Here is a 13,973-nt window from a genome sequence, read left to right as displayed (position 1 = left end):
TGATTCCACTCTTTATCGAATGGAATTTGAACATGGTCATCAAAGACAAAACTATTGCCATCGTTGGCTGCGGGCCGGGCGGTTTGACGCTGGCAAGGCTCTTGCAGATGCAGGGCGCCAATGTCCGCGTTTATGAGCGGGATGCGAATGCGCAAGCCAGAGTGCAGGGCGCAACGCTGGACTTGCATGAAGAGTCGGGATTAAGAGCCTTGCAGGCCGCCGGCCTGATGGATGCATTCAGGGCCAGCTACAGGCCGGATGCCGGGAGGGTGCGCATTGTGGATCAGGATGCCGTCATCGTGACGGATCAGCACGGCGATGCAGGCTATAATGAAGCCGCCCGGAGATCGATCGCGGCCCCTTGCGCGATCTATTGCTGGCGTCACTTAAGCCCGGCACTGTCATATGGAATAGCCACTTCACAGGAATGGCAGCCGATGGGGGTGGATGGAAAATCGCTTTCCAGAGCGGCTCTTTTGCTGCTGCGGATATTGTCATTGCTGCCGACGGCGCCAATTCCAAAATACGTCCTTACCTTACCGGCATCAAGCCTTTTTATACCGGGCTGACGGCGATAGAGGCCGTTGTCTATGATGCTGCAATCAACACGCCTAGAATCCACCGCCTGCTGAAAGGCGGGAAGATCTTTGCCTTTGGCGAGAGCAAGAGCCTGATCGTCAGTTCCAAGGGCGACGGCAGCCTGGCGTTTTATGCCGGACGCAAAATCAGCGAACATGGCTATCGCGATAGCGGCGTGGATTTTTCTGATCCTGCTCAGGCGCGGTTTGCTGTTGAGCAGGAATTTGCAAGCTGGGACAGCATCTGGCTGGAACTGTTCGCGCATGCGACATCATGGACGCTGCGCCCCCAGTATTGCATGCCGCTGGACCAGGCCTGGGATGCATTGCCTAATCTGACCATGCTGGGTGATGCAGCGCACTTGATGCCGCCGTATGCGGGCGAGGGGGCGAACATGGCGATGCTGGATGCGCTGGAACTCAGCCTTGCCTTGTTGAGTGCAGAGTTCGAGGATGTGCACACAGCCATTGCACATTACGAGAAGAATATGCGCGAGCGGGCGAAAGCAGCGATGGCGATGACGCTGGAATCGATGGAGCAGTTGCATTCGCCCAGCGCGATTGACTACATGACGCAGATCATAGGCAGTGGGGAGGCATGGGAGCGCGATTAGTGAAAGTGAAGTAAAGCAGCGCGCGCTTCCATCCTGCGAGACAATCTCGTCAGGCGTTCAAGCGGCTTCTGCAGCAATAGCCAATTGCATGGTTTGCGATAGCAGAGGGGAGCCGGCGCGCAGCGGCTCCGGCTCGCCAACATCCCGGAATCCTTCCCGCACATACAGGCGCACGGCCGGTGTGTCTCCGCACGCTACGCCCAGCCGCACAAGGCGTGCATTCCTGTCTTTTGCCCACAGTATGGCTGTTCGCAGTAAGGCGGCGGCAGCACCCCGGCCGCGGCTTTCCGGTGCGACCCACATCTGGAATATATTCACGATGGACTCATCATCCGCATCTACCTTGGCCCAGACCAGGCCGGCCGCTGTGCCGGCGATCTCGGCTACCAGCGGATAGTCCTTGCCGGAGACGGCTGCGGCGGACAGGCGCGCGGCCCAGGCTTCCGGGCTGCGTTCCTGTTCTGCTGCCAGCGTGCTACCGAAGGCATCGGGTGAATCTGCGAGGGAGCGCAACCTGAGATTGCTGTAGGTTTCCCATTCATGTATTTCCAGCTTGCGTACGCTGACGGTGTTTTCTGTTGTCATGGAGTGTTATTGGCCCGGAATACAGGCTGAAATGGATGTGAGGTGAATAAGCTGCCTTCACCTCTGTGCTGTATTTGTCAGGTGGCAGAGGCTTCTGCTGCCAGCGTTGGCGACCCGGTATCCTGCTGGGCAGTTGTCCTCGGCGCAGCCTGTATTAGCAGGCGCACCATATTGGCTGCATTGTCCAGAGCCGCTATACGCCTTGTTTCGTTGGGCGCCAGCTTCGACAAGGTTCCTGCGCCGATCATGGTCGAGACGATGGCGCATGCGACCCTGCCGTGGTCAAGCAGATTCAGCTTCCTGGTCTGCACCGCCATGAAGTCGACCAGGCGCTGATAGCCAGCTGCTGCGCCTATCTTTACTTGTTCGTCGGAGTGCAGCAGTTCGGTGCCGAGGCTCGCCAGCGGGCACAGGTATTCCGGCTTATCGTTGCGAAACTGGTTCAGGTAAAGCTGAACGGTCGTTTCGAGTGCGTCTGCGGGCGATTTGCCGGCGATCGCCTGTTCCAGCCTTTCGTAGATATTGTCACCCGCAGCGGCATTGGCTTCCGCGATCAATTGTTCCTTGGATTCAAAATGACGGTAAAAGCCGCCCTGGGTCAGGCCGGCAGCCTTCATCACGTCGGCAATGCCTGTCGCGGCAAGGCCTTGCTCCATGAAAATCCTGGAAGCGATGGAAACTATGCGCTTACGGGTTTCAGCGGTCTCGATTTTCGATTTTTTCATCTCGCCAACTCCTTTGCATCCAAGCAAATAGGCCAATTTAGAGTAAAAGTGTACTCTAAAATAAAAAGTACTACCGTTTTTTTATGAAGAAAAGCCGGTACTTGCCCTTGGGTAATATACCCATCCTCATTGTGCGAAGCAGCATATTTGCAGCCTTTGCCGGATAGCTAAGGTGCAAAAACGCTAATCCAGGCGCTCCCGTTCAGTCCTGTTTATCTGGGCATCAATGGCGTTTCTACAAGCCAGCTCTGGGTGTTCCCACTTGCCGGATGGTTCGTCCGGCAAGCTTCATCGTCATTCTCCGCGAAACACTGTGTTCAAACGCAGCTGCAAAAAATCACTTGCTCAAGATAGAGTTCTACGATAATCTAAATATAGATTTTAGTAAACCTCTAAATTGCAAATCGTCGGAAGCCTCTAGTTTCAATCTGCAGTATTTGCCGGTTCGAGCCAGATCAGCCTACGGGGATACAAGCGCAGCGCCAGGGGTAAATCCTATAAATCCCCTGAGTCCCATGAAGCCGTTTGACTGATTGCTACCGTTTTAATCAATTAATCCATTTACTGAGAGAAAATATCGTGAAAGAAAATCGACATCTGAAAAAAGCGGCTGCTCCCATCGCCGTTGCGCTAGGTCTGGCGGGTCTGTTGACGCTGGGCTTGTCCGGTTGTGATGACGCCAACGGCAAGGCAAAAGCGGGGCCTGCAGCAGGGGCTACTGTTTCTGCCGCCGAAGTCATTGCAAAATCAATTACAGAGACGCAAGAATTCTCTGGCCGCATGGAGGCGATAGAGCATGTGGACGTGCGAGCCCGCGTCGGCGGCTTTATCACTTCGGTCAATATCACTCCCGGCGGCCTGATCAAGAAAGGCGATGTGCTATTCGTCATTGATCCGCGTCCTTTCCAGGCAGAAGCCAACCGCACAGAGGCTGCCGCTGCTGCCGCTCGCGCCAAGGTCGAGCTGGCCAAGATCGAACTGACCCGCTCTGAAAAGCTGTTCGCCGAAAAAGCGATACCGCAGCGTGAACTGGATGCCAGCGCTTCCGGCTTCAAGGAACTGGACGCCAGCGCCCGCGCGGCAGAAGCCCAGTATGAAACCGCCAAGCTCAATCTCAGCTACACCCGCGTCACTTCACCCATCGATGGCCGTGTGGGCAAAGCGGAAATCACCTTGGGCAACCTGATCGATTCCACCACGGTGCTGACCACAGTGGTATCCGATGACAAGATCTACGCCAGCTTTGATGGTGATGAAGACACGCTGTTGCGCGTCGGTGCTGCCGCCCACAAGGGACAGGCGGTCAAGGTCAATGTGGGCCTGGCCAACGAGAGCGGCTACCCACACCAGGGCAAGCTGGAGTTTGTCGATAACCAGCTCGATACGCAAACTGGCGCGGTGCGCATGCGTGCCGTATTTGCCAACACAGACAAAAAGCTGGTACCTGGACTGTTCGCCCGCGTGCAATTGGAAGGCGGCAATGGCAGCACTGAAAAAACCAACGCGCTGCTGATCAATGACCGCGCCGTCGGCACCGATCAAAGCCGCAAGTTCGTCTACATCATCACCGCAGATAACAAGGCTGAATACCGCCAGGTTACGCTGGGCCAGACGGTGGACGGCATGCGTATCGTGCGCGATGGCCTGAAGGTGGGCGAAAAAATCGTGGTCAACGGTTTGCAGCGCGTACACCAGGGCTCGAACCTGGCGCCGCATATGGTGGCGATGGATTTTGATCCTGATGCGCCTGCGGCAGCTACGACAGCTACGACAGCAACTACTGCGACTACTGCGACTACTGCGACTACAGCCGCGCCAGCGTCCAAACCTGTGACCAAGCCGGCGGACGACAAATCCGCAAAAGCCTCGTCGCCAGTAGCGCCAGCCAAGGGATAATGCCATGAACTTCTCACGCTTTTTTATCGACAAGCCCATCTTTGCGGCGGTCTTGTCCATTCTTATCTTCGTTGGCGGCCTGATTGCGATCACGCAGTTGCCGGTATCCGAATACCCTGACGTGGTGCCGCCTTCTGTCGTCGTGCGGGCACAATACCCGGGTGCCAATCCCAAGGTGATTGCCGAAACCGTGGCCACGCCGCTGGAGCAGCAGATCAACGGCGTGGACAATATGCTGTACATGTCTTCGCAATCTACGTCGGACGGCAACCTGCTGCTGACTGTCACCTTCAAGATCGGTACCAAGGTATCGCAGGCCGAGACTGACGTGCAGAACCGTGTGCAGCGCGCCTTGCCGCGCCTGCCCGATGAAGTGCGCCAGATCGGCGTGACGACCATCAAGTCGTCCCCCAGCCTGACCATGGTCGTGCATCTGACTTCGCCTGACGGCAAATATGATGACCAGTACCTGCGTAACTATGCACTGCTTAACATCAAGGACCAGCTTGACCGCATACCCGGCATGGGCCAGGTCAACCTGAACGGCTCCGGCGACTACGCGATGCGCATCTGGCTGGACCCAGTCAAGATTGCCGCCCGCAACCTGACTACCGCCGACGTCACCAACGCCATCCGCGAGCAAAACGTGCAGGTGGCAGGCGGCGCTATCGGCGCTTCGCCGACCAAGGGTACCGAGTTTCAGTTGAACGTCAGCACCCAGGGCCGTTTGCAGACGACGGAACAGTTCGGCAATATCATCGTGCGCACCAACGCAGACGGCGCATTGACCCGCTTGCGCGACGTGTCCCGCATAGAACTGGGCGCAGACGCCTACAATTTGCGCTCCCGCCTGGATAATAAGCAGGCGGTCGGCATCATCATCTTTGAAGCACCTAACGCCAATGCACTGCAATTGTCTGCCGACGTGCGTGCCCGCATGGAAGAACTGAAAAAAGATTTCCCGCCCGGCTTGCAATACAGCATCGTGTATGACACGACGCAGTTTGTGCATGAATCCATCGTTGCTGTGATCCATACGCTGTTTGAGGCGATACTGCTGGTCGTGCTGGTGGTGATCGTGTTCCTGCAAACCTGGCGCGCTTCGCTGATCCCCTTGCTGGCGGTGCCTGTATCCGTGGTCGGCACCTTCGCCGTAATGCTGGGCTTCGGCTTCTCCATCAACACCTTGTCGTTGTTTGGCCTGGTGTTGGCGATCGGTATTGTCGTCGATGACGCCATTGTGGTAGTGGAAAACGTGGAACGTAATATCTCAAACGGCCTGTCTCCCCGCGACGCGACCGTGCAGGCGATGAAAGAAGTCAGTGGCCCCATCATTGCGATTGCACTGGTGTTGTGCGCAGTGTTCGTGCCTATCGCTTTTGTACCAGGCCTGTCCGGCCAGTTCTACAAGCAGTTTGCGCTGACCATTGCTATCTCTACCGTAATTTCCGCTTTCAGCTCGCTGACCTTGGCTCCGGCCCTGTCCGCAACTCTGCTAAAACCGCATGATGCACCAAAAGATGCTGTTACCCGCATCATCGACAAGCTGTTTGGCCGCTTCTTTGCTGCGTTCAATCGCTTCTTCGGCCGCTCTTCGGTGCGTTATGAGAATGGTGTCAAGGGCACGTTGCGCCGCAAGACGACTTCGGTTGTGGTGTATGCACTGCTGGCCGTTTGTGCAGGCTTGATGTTCAAGCTGGTGCCGGCTGGTTTCGTACCGCTGCAAGACAAAGGCTACCTGATCGATATCGCGCAGTTGCCTGATGCTGCTACGCTGGACCGTACCGACGCCATCCTGCACCGCATGGGTAAGATTGCTGCCGATACTCCGGGCGTGCGTACCGCCGTGCAATTCCCCGGCTTGTCTGTCAATGCGTTTACTGCTTCGCCTAGTGCAGGTATCCAGTTCAGCGGCCTGGACGATTTTGATGCCCGCGGCAGCAAATCCTTGTCCGGGATGGCTATCGCCGGTGAGTTGAATAAACGCATGTCATCGATTGAAGATGCCTTCGTGCTGGTGGTGCCGCCGCCACCTGTCAGCGGCCTCGGTACGCTGGGCGGCTTCAAGCTGATGCTGGAAGACCGTAGCGCGCTGGGTTATGACGCCCTGTACAAGGCAACCCAGGAACTGCAGGCCAAAGCGCGTAAGGCGCCTGAGCTGGCAGGTGTGTTCTCCAGCTACCAGATCAACGTGCCGCAACTGTATGCCGACATAGACCGCGACAAGGCCAAGCAATTGGACATACCGCTGGCCACGATCTATCAGACGCTGCAAGTCAATCTGGGCTCCTTGTATGTGAACGATTTCAACCAGTTTGGCCGCACCTACCAGGTCCGTGTCCAGGCCGATGCGCCGTACCGTACCCATGCGGAAGATATCGCCAACCTGAAAGTACGCAGCAACAAGGGCGAGATGATTCCTTTGTCATCGCTGATGCGCATCAGCGACAGCTATGGTCCTGACCGCGTGCAGCGCTACAACAACTATGTTGCTGCGGAACTGAACGGTGGTCCCGCTCCTGGTTATTCTTCCGGCCAGGCCCAGGCCGCACTGGAGAAGCTCGCCAAGGAAGTGCTGCCAAGGGGTATCACTTACGAATGGACGGACCTGACCTATCAGGACATCCTGGCCGGCAATACCATGTTCTACGTGTTCCCGTTGTGCGTGCTGCTGGTGTTCCTGGTGCTGGCTGCGCAGTATGAAAGCTGGACCTTGCCGTTGGCCGTTATCTTGATCGTGCCTATGTCCATATTGTGTGCGTTGATCGGCGTGAAGCTGACCGGCGGCGACAACAATGTGTTCACGCAGATTGCCTTGTTTGTGTTGGTGGGGCTGGCGTCCAAGAATGCGATTCTGATTGTGGAATTTGCCCGCGAGCTGGAAGACCATGGCCGCACCATCGTGGAAGCGGCGCTGGAATCATCCCGTCTGCGTCTGCGTCCTATCCTGATGACCTCTATCGCTTTCATCATGGGCGTGGTGCCGCTGGTGTTCTCGCACGGTCCCGGTTCTGAGATGCGCCATGCGATGGGTGTTGCGGTGTTCGGCGGCATGCTGGGCGTGACCTTCTTCGGCCTGTTCCTGACACCGGTGTTTTATGTGCTGATGCGCACGCTGGCCAAAAAGCTGGAGCGCAAGAAAGTTGCAGCGACAGTTATTCCCGCACCTGTTGTTCCTGCAGTCCATGCTTTGGAAGGAAAACATTAATATGAATACCAATACTATCGCCAAGCGCACTGCGGCATCCCTGATGGTGGCGCTGGCATTGTCGGCCTGTGCGGCACCGCAATTCAAGCAGCCCGACATCGCTGTGCCGCAGGCCTACAAGGAAGCCGCAAAAGTGCTGACCGGTGAAGACGGCACGCAATGGAAACAGGCCAGGGCGGCCGAGGCTGAACCGCGTGGTGAGTGGTGGCTGGCCTTCAAGGATGCCGAGCTGACCCGGCTGATCCAGGAAGCGACCAAAAACAATGCCAACCTGGCGCAGGCGGCAGCACGCCTGAAGCAGGCGCGTTTCATCGCAGGCATTGCCGAAGCTGATCGCATTCCGCAAATCGGTGTCAAAGCCGGAGCTTCACGTAGCCAGGCTGCCCCGGTGGCAGGCGTGCCCAGTGCCCCGGCAACCGGCTACCAGGCCCATCTGACGGCGAGCTATGAGGTGGATTTATTCGGCCGGGTATCGTCGAATGTCAGCGCGGCCAATGCCGATGCTGCTGCCAGCGAAGCGACCTATCGTTCCGTGCTGCTGTCCTTGCAGGCTGACGTGGCGCAGACCTATTTCCGTTTGCGTGAAACCGATGCCGAGCTGGCCACGCTGAACGAGACAGTCAGCCTGCGCGAAAAAAGCGTGCATGTAAACCAGCGCCGCTACGACCTGGGCGATATCGGCGAGTTTGACCTGTCGCGCGCCAAGACCGAGCTGTCCACGTCGCGTGCCGAAGCCATAGGCCTGCAGCAGCAGCGCACGACCAACGAGCACGCGCTGGCGGTCTTGCTGGGCAAGCCGGCTGCAGATTTTACGGCAAGCACCAATCCGCTGAATGATATTGCTTTCCTGCCTGTCATTCCGGCCGGGCTGCCGTCCTCGCTGCTGGAACGCCGCCCTGATATCGTCAATGCGCAAAGGGCGATGGAGGCATCCAATGCACGTATCGGTGTTGCACGCTCGGCCATGTTTCCTGCCTTGTCGCTGAATGCGTCGGCAGGCGGGGAGGGCGGCAGTGTGGCAGACATCTTCAAATGGAGCAGCCGCTCCTGGTTGTTGGGCGCCCTGTTGTCTGCGCCTATCATCGACGGCGGACGCAATAAGAACAATATTGCACGCAGCGAGGCAGCACTGGAAGAATCTGTTGCCGGCTATCGCCAGCGCGTGCTGGTTGCGTTTGCAGAGGTGGAAGACAATCTGGCCGGCCTGCGTATTCTGGCAGGGCAGGCGCAGCAAACGGATGATGCAGTACTTTCCGCGCGGCGCTCTGCCGCCTTGGCCCAGATGCTGTACGAGGCCGGGCGCATCGGCTACCTGGATCTGCTGGAGGCGCAGCGCAATCTGACCACGGTGGAACGTAGCGCGGTGCAGTTGCGCGGCAGCCAGGCTGTGACCACGGTGGCGCTGATACGCACGCTGGGCGGTGGCTGGGATGCCAGTCCCGGCCTGGTCGTGGCGAATGCCCAGGCCAGCCTGGTGCCGCAGCCGAAGTGAGTTAGTAAGTTAGTAAAGGAAGTGAAGGAAGTTTGTCTAAAACCGGTTCAGGTGTTTGCCTGGGCCGGTTTTATTTTGCCAGCAGCACTTTGATCATTGCTTCCACCGTGGCCCGCAAGCTGGCCGTATCGTGATAGATGCTTTCCATGATCACGATGCCGCGTGTCAGCGTGATGAGCAGCCGCGCGGCTTCTGCCGGCGGCAGGCTGAGCCGGGACAGGGCTTCCGGCGTGGACAGGCGGATGTTGAGCTCCTGCTGCAAGCCGTCGACCATGCTCTTCAATTGCGCATGGATCTCGTCGGCATCGGCAGTAGTGTCGGTGGCGGTCCTGGTCGTCAGGCAGCCGCGCGCGGGGCTGCCCTCGGTCATCGAGGTGATGGTGACATCAAAGTAGGAGCGCAGCGCATCTTCGATATCGGGTTTATCCAGCGCAGCGCGGGCCTCGGCCAGCCGCCTGCTCTTGTATCTGTCAAAGACTTGCAGGAACAGCGACTCCTTGTCGCGGTAAGCGTTATACAGGGAGCCGCGCTGCACGCCGGTTGCTGCCGCCAGGTCTTGCATGGACGTGGGACCATAGCCTTTTTTCCAAAAGACTTCCAGCGCACGGTCCAGTGCCACACCCTCATCGAATTGTCGTATTCCAGCCATGTCCGGGATTAAATCACATGTTTGACACAGATGTCAAACACGATTAAGATGATGTTTGACGAGTGTGTCAAAGATTGTGGCTAAGATTGATGCACTCCAGCGCAACAAGCAAATTAATGCTAAAAGATCATGGTTGGAAGGAATAGTATGAAAACTGAAACTCTTCACAGCGAGGCCGGGCAGGCGCCTGCTGCCATCCCCTGGGCTGCGGTCATCGCCGGCCTGTGCGCCAGCTTTGTCGGCATAGGCCTGGCGCGCTTTGCATATTCGCCGCTGATACCGCCGCTGATCGAGGCGCACTGGTTCAGCGCTGCCGATGTGGTTTATCTCGGCGCGGCCAATCTGGCCGGCTACCTGGCGGGGGCGCTGCTGGGGCGGCCAATAGGCAGGCGCTTCGGCAACCGTGCCGTGCTGCAGTGGATGATGGTGATCACCAGCCTGGCTTTCTTCGGCTGTGCGTTTCCGCTGTCTTCCTGGTGGTTCTTTAGCTGGCGCTTTTTGTCCGGCGTAGGTGGCGGCGTGATCATGGTGCTGGTAGCGGCAACGGTATTGCCACATGTGCCGCTGGCGCGCCGTGGCCTGGCTAGCGGCGCCATCTTCATGGGCGCAGGGCTGGGTGTTGCCGCCTCGGGCACGGTGATTCCGCTGCTGCTGGAAATGGGTTTGCGCCAGACCTGGATGGGGCTGGGCGCCTTGTCCGTCATACTGACCGGCATTAGCTGGTTTGGCTGGCCGGCAGCTTCCCCCGCGCCTGCTCCAGCGGCTGTTGCAGCGCCGGAAGCGGCACATAGCCATAAGCAGGGTTTTGGTTTGAAATTGCTGTACGTGGAATACGGGTTGATGGCTGCCGGGCTGGTGCCTATGCTGCTGTTTTTGGTGGACTTCATCGCCCGCGGCCTGGGTCGCGGCGCGCATGTGGGTTCGGTCTACTGGATCTTGTACGGCGTTGGCGCCACTGTTGGACCCATCCTGTATGGCTTCATCGCCGACCGCATCAAGTTTGGCCCCGCGCTGCGCAGCATCCTGGCCTTGCAGGTCGTGGTAATGCTGTTGTGCGCGGTCAGCGGCAATGCGGCTTTGCTGGTCGTTGCCAGCCTGCTCATCGGCATGTTCCCGCCGGCCATCCCGCCGCTGGTGCTGGGGCGTCTGCATGATCTGCTGCCTGGCGACCATGCTGGCCAAAGCCTTGCCTGGAGCCACGCGACGACAGTGTTTGCCTTGTTTCAGGCCGTGTCGGCGTATATGTATTCCTACCTGTTCAGCCACAGCGGCGGCAACCATCAACTGATGTTTGTGATTGGCGCGGCGGCCATTGCGATTGCGCTGGCGATGGATGTGGCAATGACGATTGCGGCACACCGCCTGGAAGTGGAGCGGCCTAGAGCCAAGGTCTGAGCTTGCGCGGCAGCCGTGTTGTAAGTTTTGTATAAAAATTGTACATAAATCCCATTTCCATTAATTGATTTGCAAGCTTTTGTTATGATGCGGTATTGATCAACTTCCCGGTACCGGCTGCATGCAAAGCCCCAGTCCAAGTCTGCGAATCGCTTCCTTTCAGCGTCGGCCGCTGTTTGATGACGTGGACGGCATCGTGCAGCGCCTGCAGGCTGATCTGGCCTGGTGCGATGCGCAGGGCGTGCAGCTTGCGGTATTCCCCGAGTGCTATCTGCAGGGCTATGCAAGCGATCGCGAGACCGTGATGCGCCGGGCGCTGGAGCTGGACGGCGAAGCCTTGGCGACCATCTTGCGCAGGCTGGCCCCTTTCAAGACTATGCTGGTGCTGGGTCTTTCAGAGCTGCGCCGTGCAGATTCTGCGGCGGCTTTATACAACACGGCGGCCGTCATCCACCAGGGCCGTTTAATTGGCCACTACGCAAAGACGCATCCGAATGAAGCGGCTTTTTCCGCCGGCGAGGCCTATCCGATATTTGAGCTGGAAAGCCGGCGCTTCGGCATCAATATCTGCAATGACGCCAATTTTGCGGTTCCGGCGCTCAGGCTGAGCGGGCAGGGGGCGGGCCTGCTGTGCTATCCGCTAAATAATATGCTGCTGCCCGCCACTGCGGACAAATGGCGCGGGCAAAGCGTAGATAATCTGCGCCAGCGTGCGCTGGATACCGGCTGCTGGGTCATTTCATCCGATGTGGTGGGGGAGTATGCCGGGAAAATGTCATACGGCTGCACTTGCATCGTCAATCCCGCCGGTGACATTGTCCGGCAAGCTGCAGAGGGCGAAGAGGCTGTGGTTTTATGCGATCTGCCTTAAAATGGGCGCTCTTTTTGCCTATTTTCCGGCACCTGTCCGGCAAACTTAATGAACACACAAGTAATGCAAATAACAAATGCTCCAACCGGCCGCTCCTGGTTGAGTATGGCTAAAAAATTGCTGCTGCCAGTGGTTGCCTGCGGCCTGCTGGCTTCCTGCGCCGCGCTGATAGGCCCGCGCCAACTGGATGTGCCGCTCACCCGCCTGCAAGAAGGACTGGACCGCCGCTTCCCGCTTAACAACAAGGCGATGGCGCTGCTGGATGTGCAATTGACGCACCCGCAACTGACGATGCTGCCGGATAGCAACCGGGTAGCGCTGTCGCTGGATGTGAGCGTGGCGCCGCCGTTTATCCGCCAATCCTGGAACGGCAATGTCGCGATGTCCGGCCGCTTGGCGATAGACAATGTGCGCAATGCAGTCTACATCCGCGATGCGCATGTGGATACAGTCACCATTAACGGCATGGATGAAGAGAAGCAGCGCCAGTTCAAACTGGTTGCCAATCTGGTGGCGGATCAGATGATCAAGGATGTGCCGCTGTATAACTTCCGCCCGGAAGACTTGCGCATCGCCGGCGTGCAGTTTGTGCCCACCGCCATTATGGCAACGTCGCGTGGCCTTGTCGTAAATTTCGAGCCGGCAAAATAGGCTTGGCAGCCATCACGCAATTGCGTCCGGCGCCCTTGGCATCGTAGCAGGCCAGATCCACGCGGCTGAAGGTGGCCGCCGGATCGGCGTCGGCATCCAGGTTCACTATGCCCACGCCCACGCTGACCGTCATGCTGATCTCTGCATCTTCGTAACGGCAAGGCGTTTCCATCAGCGCGGTGCGCAGTTGCTCCGCCATCGCGGAGGCATCATCCTCTGTCGTGGCCGGCAAGATCACCACAAATTCTTCCCCGCCTATGCGCGCAATGATGTCGCTGTCGCGCCGCACATGCAGACTGAGCAGATCGGCAAAATGCCGCAGGCAGGCGTCGCCGCCCAGGTGGCCGTATTTGTCGTTGATCTGTTTGAAGTGATCCAGATCCAGCACCAGCAGGCCTAGGGTTTCACGCTGGCGCACCGCCAGGTGCCAGGTGTGGGCCCAGGCGCGCTCATAACTTAGCCGGTTCGGCAAATTGGTCAGCGCATCGGTCAGCGATACTCTAGCCACTTCGGCGCGGCTGCTGATCAGGTCGATCTCGGTTTCCACCTGCTGCGCATATTCATTGGCAGAGCGCTTCAGGTTGGCCATCAGGTAAAAGGTATAGATAAACAGCGTGATGCCGGTGGAGGCCAGGTCCAGCCGGGGCGATACATAAACGATGGCAGTCGGCATCATCAGCGCCAGCATTGTGATACGGGCCTGCGGCGGATGCATCGCAAAGGCCTGGCTGGCGGCCGTGCCAAAAGCGACGGTAGAAATGACGGCCACCATCACCGCACTGTCCGGGCTGCCTTCGAGCCAGCCGACGATGGCCGGCACGGCCCCCCAGACCATGGAGCCCAGGTGCAGCAGCAACCACTGGCGGCGTTTCCAATGTGCGTATTTTTCTGTGGGGGAGCCGGGCACAGGCGCGCGGTGCCGGTAGCGCAGCACCCATAGCAGCAGGAACGCTACAATCGGCAATGCGGACAGCAGCGGCCATTGGCGCTGGTAGCCGGCGATCGCCAGGATCAATGCGCAGCCCAGCAGATAAAAGATAGGCCCTATCAGTGCGCGCTTGTAGAGGTCTTCACAAGTGCGCTTGGCGCGGTAGTTATCGGCTTCCAGCGTAGGGGCAATCGCAAGTCTATTAATGGCGCTGGATTCAGTCATGCTTTTTCTTGTTCTGTCATGCCGCGAACGGAGTAAAGCGGTGCCATTCGCGTATTAAATATATCCTAATCATACACAGGGGCAGGAATGATGGCGAATTTTTCTGCGCGATTTGTTTCATCCGATCATGATCAAAGTTCGTCATGCCATTGCTAA

General features: G+C 58.1%; 12 protein-coding genes. 8 read left to right on the top strand and 4 right to left on the bottom strand.

The genetic code is table 11. The features are described from left to right. Positions 1-32 precede the first annotated feature (32 nt). Positions 33-569 (top strand): FAD-dependent oxidoreductase, encoded by a 537-nt coding sequence (locus IEW12_RS28765; RefSeq protein WP_229750916.1) that lies wholly within the window; start codon positions 33-35, stop codon positions 567-569. Next, positions 455-1,192 carry an FAD-dependent oxidoreductase gene (locus IEW12_RS28760; RefSeq protein ID WP_229751009.1) on the top strand — a complete coding sequence of 246 codons (738 nt, stop codon included), beginning with the start codon at positions 455-457 and terminating at the stop codon, positions 1,190-1,192. The genes IEW12_RS28765 and IEW12_RS28760 overlap by 115 nt, the downstream gene beginning before the upstream one ends. Positions 1,193-1,249: 57 nt before the next feature. Here IEW12_RS28760 and IEW12_RS04620 read toward each other — a convergent pair whose 3' ends face one another. Together IEW12_RS04620 and IEW12_RS04615 are read right to left on the bottom strand one after the other, a co-directional pair. Beyond that, positions 1,250-1,777: a GNAT family N-acetyltransferase gene (locus IEW12_RS04620; RefSeq protein ID WP_188564779.1), complete on the bottom strand. Its 528-nt coding sequence runs from the start codon at positions 1,775-1,777 to the stop codon at positions 1,250-1,252. A 77-nt stretch (positions 1,778-1,854) separates the two neighbouring features. Further along, entirely contained in the window at positions 1,855-2,502 is a 648-nt protein-coding gene (locus IEW12_RS04615; protein WP_188564778.1) for a TetR/AcrR family transcriptional regulator, read from the bottom strand. Positions 2,503-3,081: 579 nt separating this feature from the next. Between IEW12_RS04615 and IEW12_RS04610 the strand changes: the two genes are divergently transcribed. From IEW12_RS04610 to IEW12_RS04600, 3 genes are read left to right on the top strand one after another with little or no spacing between them, the layout of a single operon-like run. Continuing rightward, complete coding sequence (locus IEW12_RS04610; RefSeq protein WP_229750915.1) at positions 3,082-4,398, top strand: efflux RND transporter periplasmic adaptor subunit; 1,317 nt, start codon at positions 3,082-3,084, stop codon at positions 4,396-4,398. A gap of 4 nt (positions 4,399-4,402) precedes the next feature. Continuing rightward, complete coding sequence (locus IEW12_RS04605; RefSeq protein WP_188564777.1) at positions 4,403-7,606, top strand: efflux RND transporter permease subunit; 3,204 nt, start codon at positions 4,403-4,405, stop codon at positions 7,604-7,606. A 1-nt stretch (position 7,607) separates the two neighbouring features. After that, positions 7,608-9,098: an efflux transporter outer membrane subunit gene (locus tag IEW12_RS04600; RefSeq protein ID WP_188564776.1), complete on the top strand. Its 1,491-nt coding sequence runs from the start codon at positions 7,608-7,610 to the stop codon at positions 9,096-9,098. A gap of 70 nt (positions 9,099-9,168) precedes the next feature. Here IEW12_RS04600 and IEW12_RS04595 read toward each other — a convergent pair whose 3' ends face one another. Further along, positions 9,169-9,747, bottom strand: coding sequence for a TetR/AcrR family transcriptional regulator (locus IEW12_RS04595; protein WP_188564775.1), 579 nt, complete (start codon positions 9,745-9,747; stop codon positions 9,169-9,171). Between the two features lie 147 nt (positions 9,748-9,894). Between IEW12_RS04595 and IEW12_RS04590 the strand changes: the two genes are divergently transcribed. The 3 genes from IEW12_RS04590 (at position 9,895) to IEW12_RS04580 (ending at position 12,664) form a co-directional block, all read left to right on the top strand. After that, positions 9,895-11,142: a YbfB/YjiJ family MFS transporter gene (locus tag IEW12_RS04590; protein ID WP_188564774.1), complete on the top strand. Its 1,248-nt coding sequence runs from the start codon at positions 9,895-9,897 to the stop codon at positions 11,140-11,142. Between the two features lie 121 nt (positions 11,143-11,263). Then, the gene (locus IEW12_RS04585) at positions 11,264-12,013 is read left to right on the top strand and encodes a carbon-nitrogen hydrolase family protein (protein ID WP_188564773.1); all 750 of its coding nucleotides are present in this window, start codon (positions 11,264-11,266) and stop codon (positions 12,011-12,013) included. A 48-nt stretch (positions 12,014-12,061) separates the two neighbouring features. Continuing rightward, positions 12,062-12,664 (top strand): DUF1439 domain-containing protein, encoded by a 603-nt coding sequence (locus IEW12_RS04580; RefSeq protein WP_229750914.1) that lies wholly within the window; start codon positions 12,062-12,064, stop codon positions 12,662-12,664. Here IEW12_RS04580 and IEW12_RS04575 read toward each other — a convergent pair. Beyond that, on the bottom strand, positions 12,615-13,817 hold the full coding sequence (locus tag IEW12_RS04575; protein WP_188564772.1) for a GGDEF domain-containing protein: 1,203 nt from the start codon (positions 13,815-13,817) through the stop codon (positions 12,615-12,617). The genes IEW12_RS04580 and IEW12_RS04575 overlap by 50 nt on opposite strands. Positions 13,818-13,973: the final 156 nt, after the last annotated feature.

This window comes from Parundibacterium terreum, from assembly GCF_014636315.1.
GTDB lineage: Bacteria > Pseudomonadota > Gammaproteobacteria > Burkholderiales > Burkholderiaceae_D > Undibacterium > Undibacterium terreum.
This window is presented reverse-complemented; position numbering and strand designations above follow the sequence as displayed.

Coding starts and splice junctions, on each gene's coding strand:
- IEW12_RS28765 (WP_229750916.1), top strand. CDS start 33: ATGGTCATCAAAGACAAAACTATTGCCATCGTTGGCTGCGGGCCGGGC.
- IEW12_RS04620 (WP_188564779.1), bottom strand. CDS start 1,777: ATGACAACAGAAAACACCGTCAGCGTACGCAAGCTGGAAATACATGAA.
- IEW12_RS04615 (WP_188564778.1), bottom strand. CDS start 2,502: ATGAAAAAATCGAAAATCGAGACCGCTGAAACCCGTAAGCGCATAGTT.
- IEW12_RS04605 (WP_188564777.1), top strand. CDS start 4,403: ATGAACTTCTCACGCTTTTTTATCGACAAGCCCATCTTTGCGGCGGTC.
- IEW12_RS04600 (WP_188564776.1), top strand. CDS start 7,608: ATGAATACCAATACTATCGCCAAGCGCACTGCGGCATCCCTGATGGTG.
- IEW12_RS04595 (WP_188564775.1), bottom strand. CDS start 9,747: ATGGCTGGAATACGACAATTCGATGAGGGTGTGGCACTGGACCGTGCG.
- IEW12_RS04590 (WP_188564774.1), top strand. CDS start 9,895: ATGAAAACTGAAACTCTTCACAGCGAGGCCGGGCAGGCGCCTGCTGCC.
- IEW12_RS04585 (WP_188564773.1), top strand. CDS start 11,264: ATGCAAAGCCCCAGTCCAAGTCTGCGAATCGCTTCCTTTCAGCGTCGG.
- IEW12_RS04580 (WP_229750914.1), top strand. CDS start 12,062: ATGAACACACAAGTAATGCAAATAACAAATGCTCCAACCGGCCGCTCC.
- IEW12_RS04575 (WP_188564772.1), bottom strand. CDS start 13,817: ATGACTGAATCCAGCGCCATTAATAGACTTGCGATTGCCCCTACGCTG.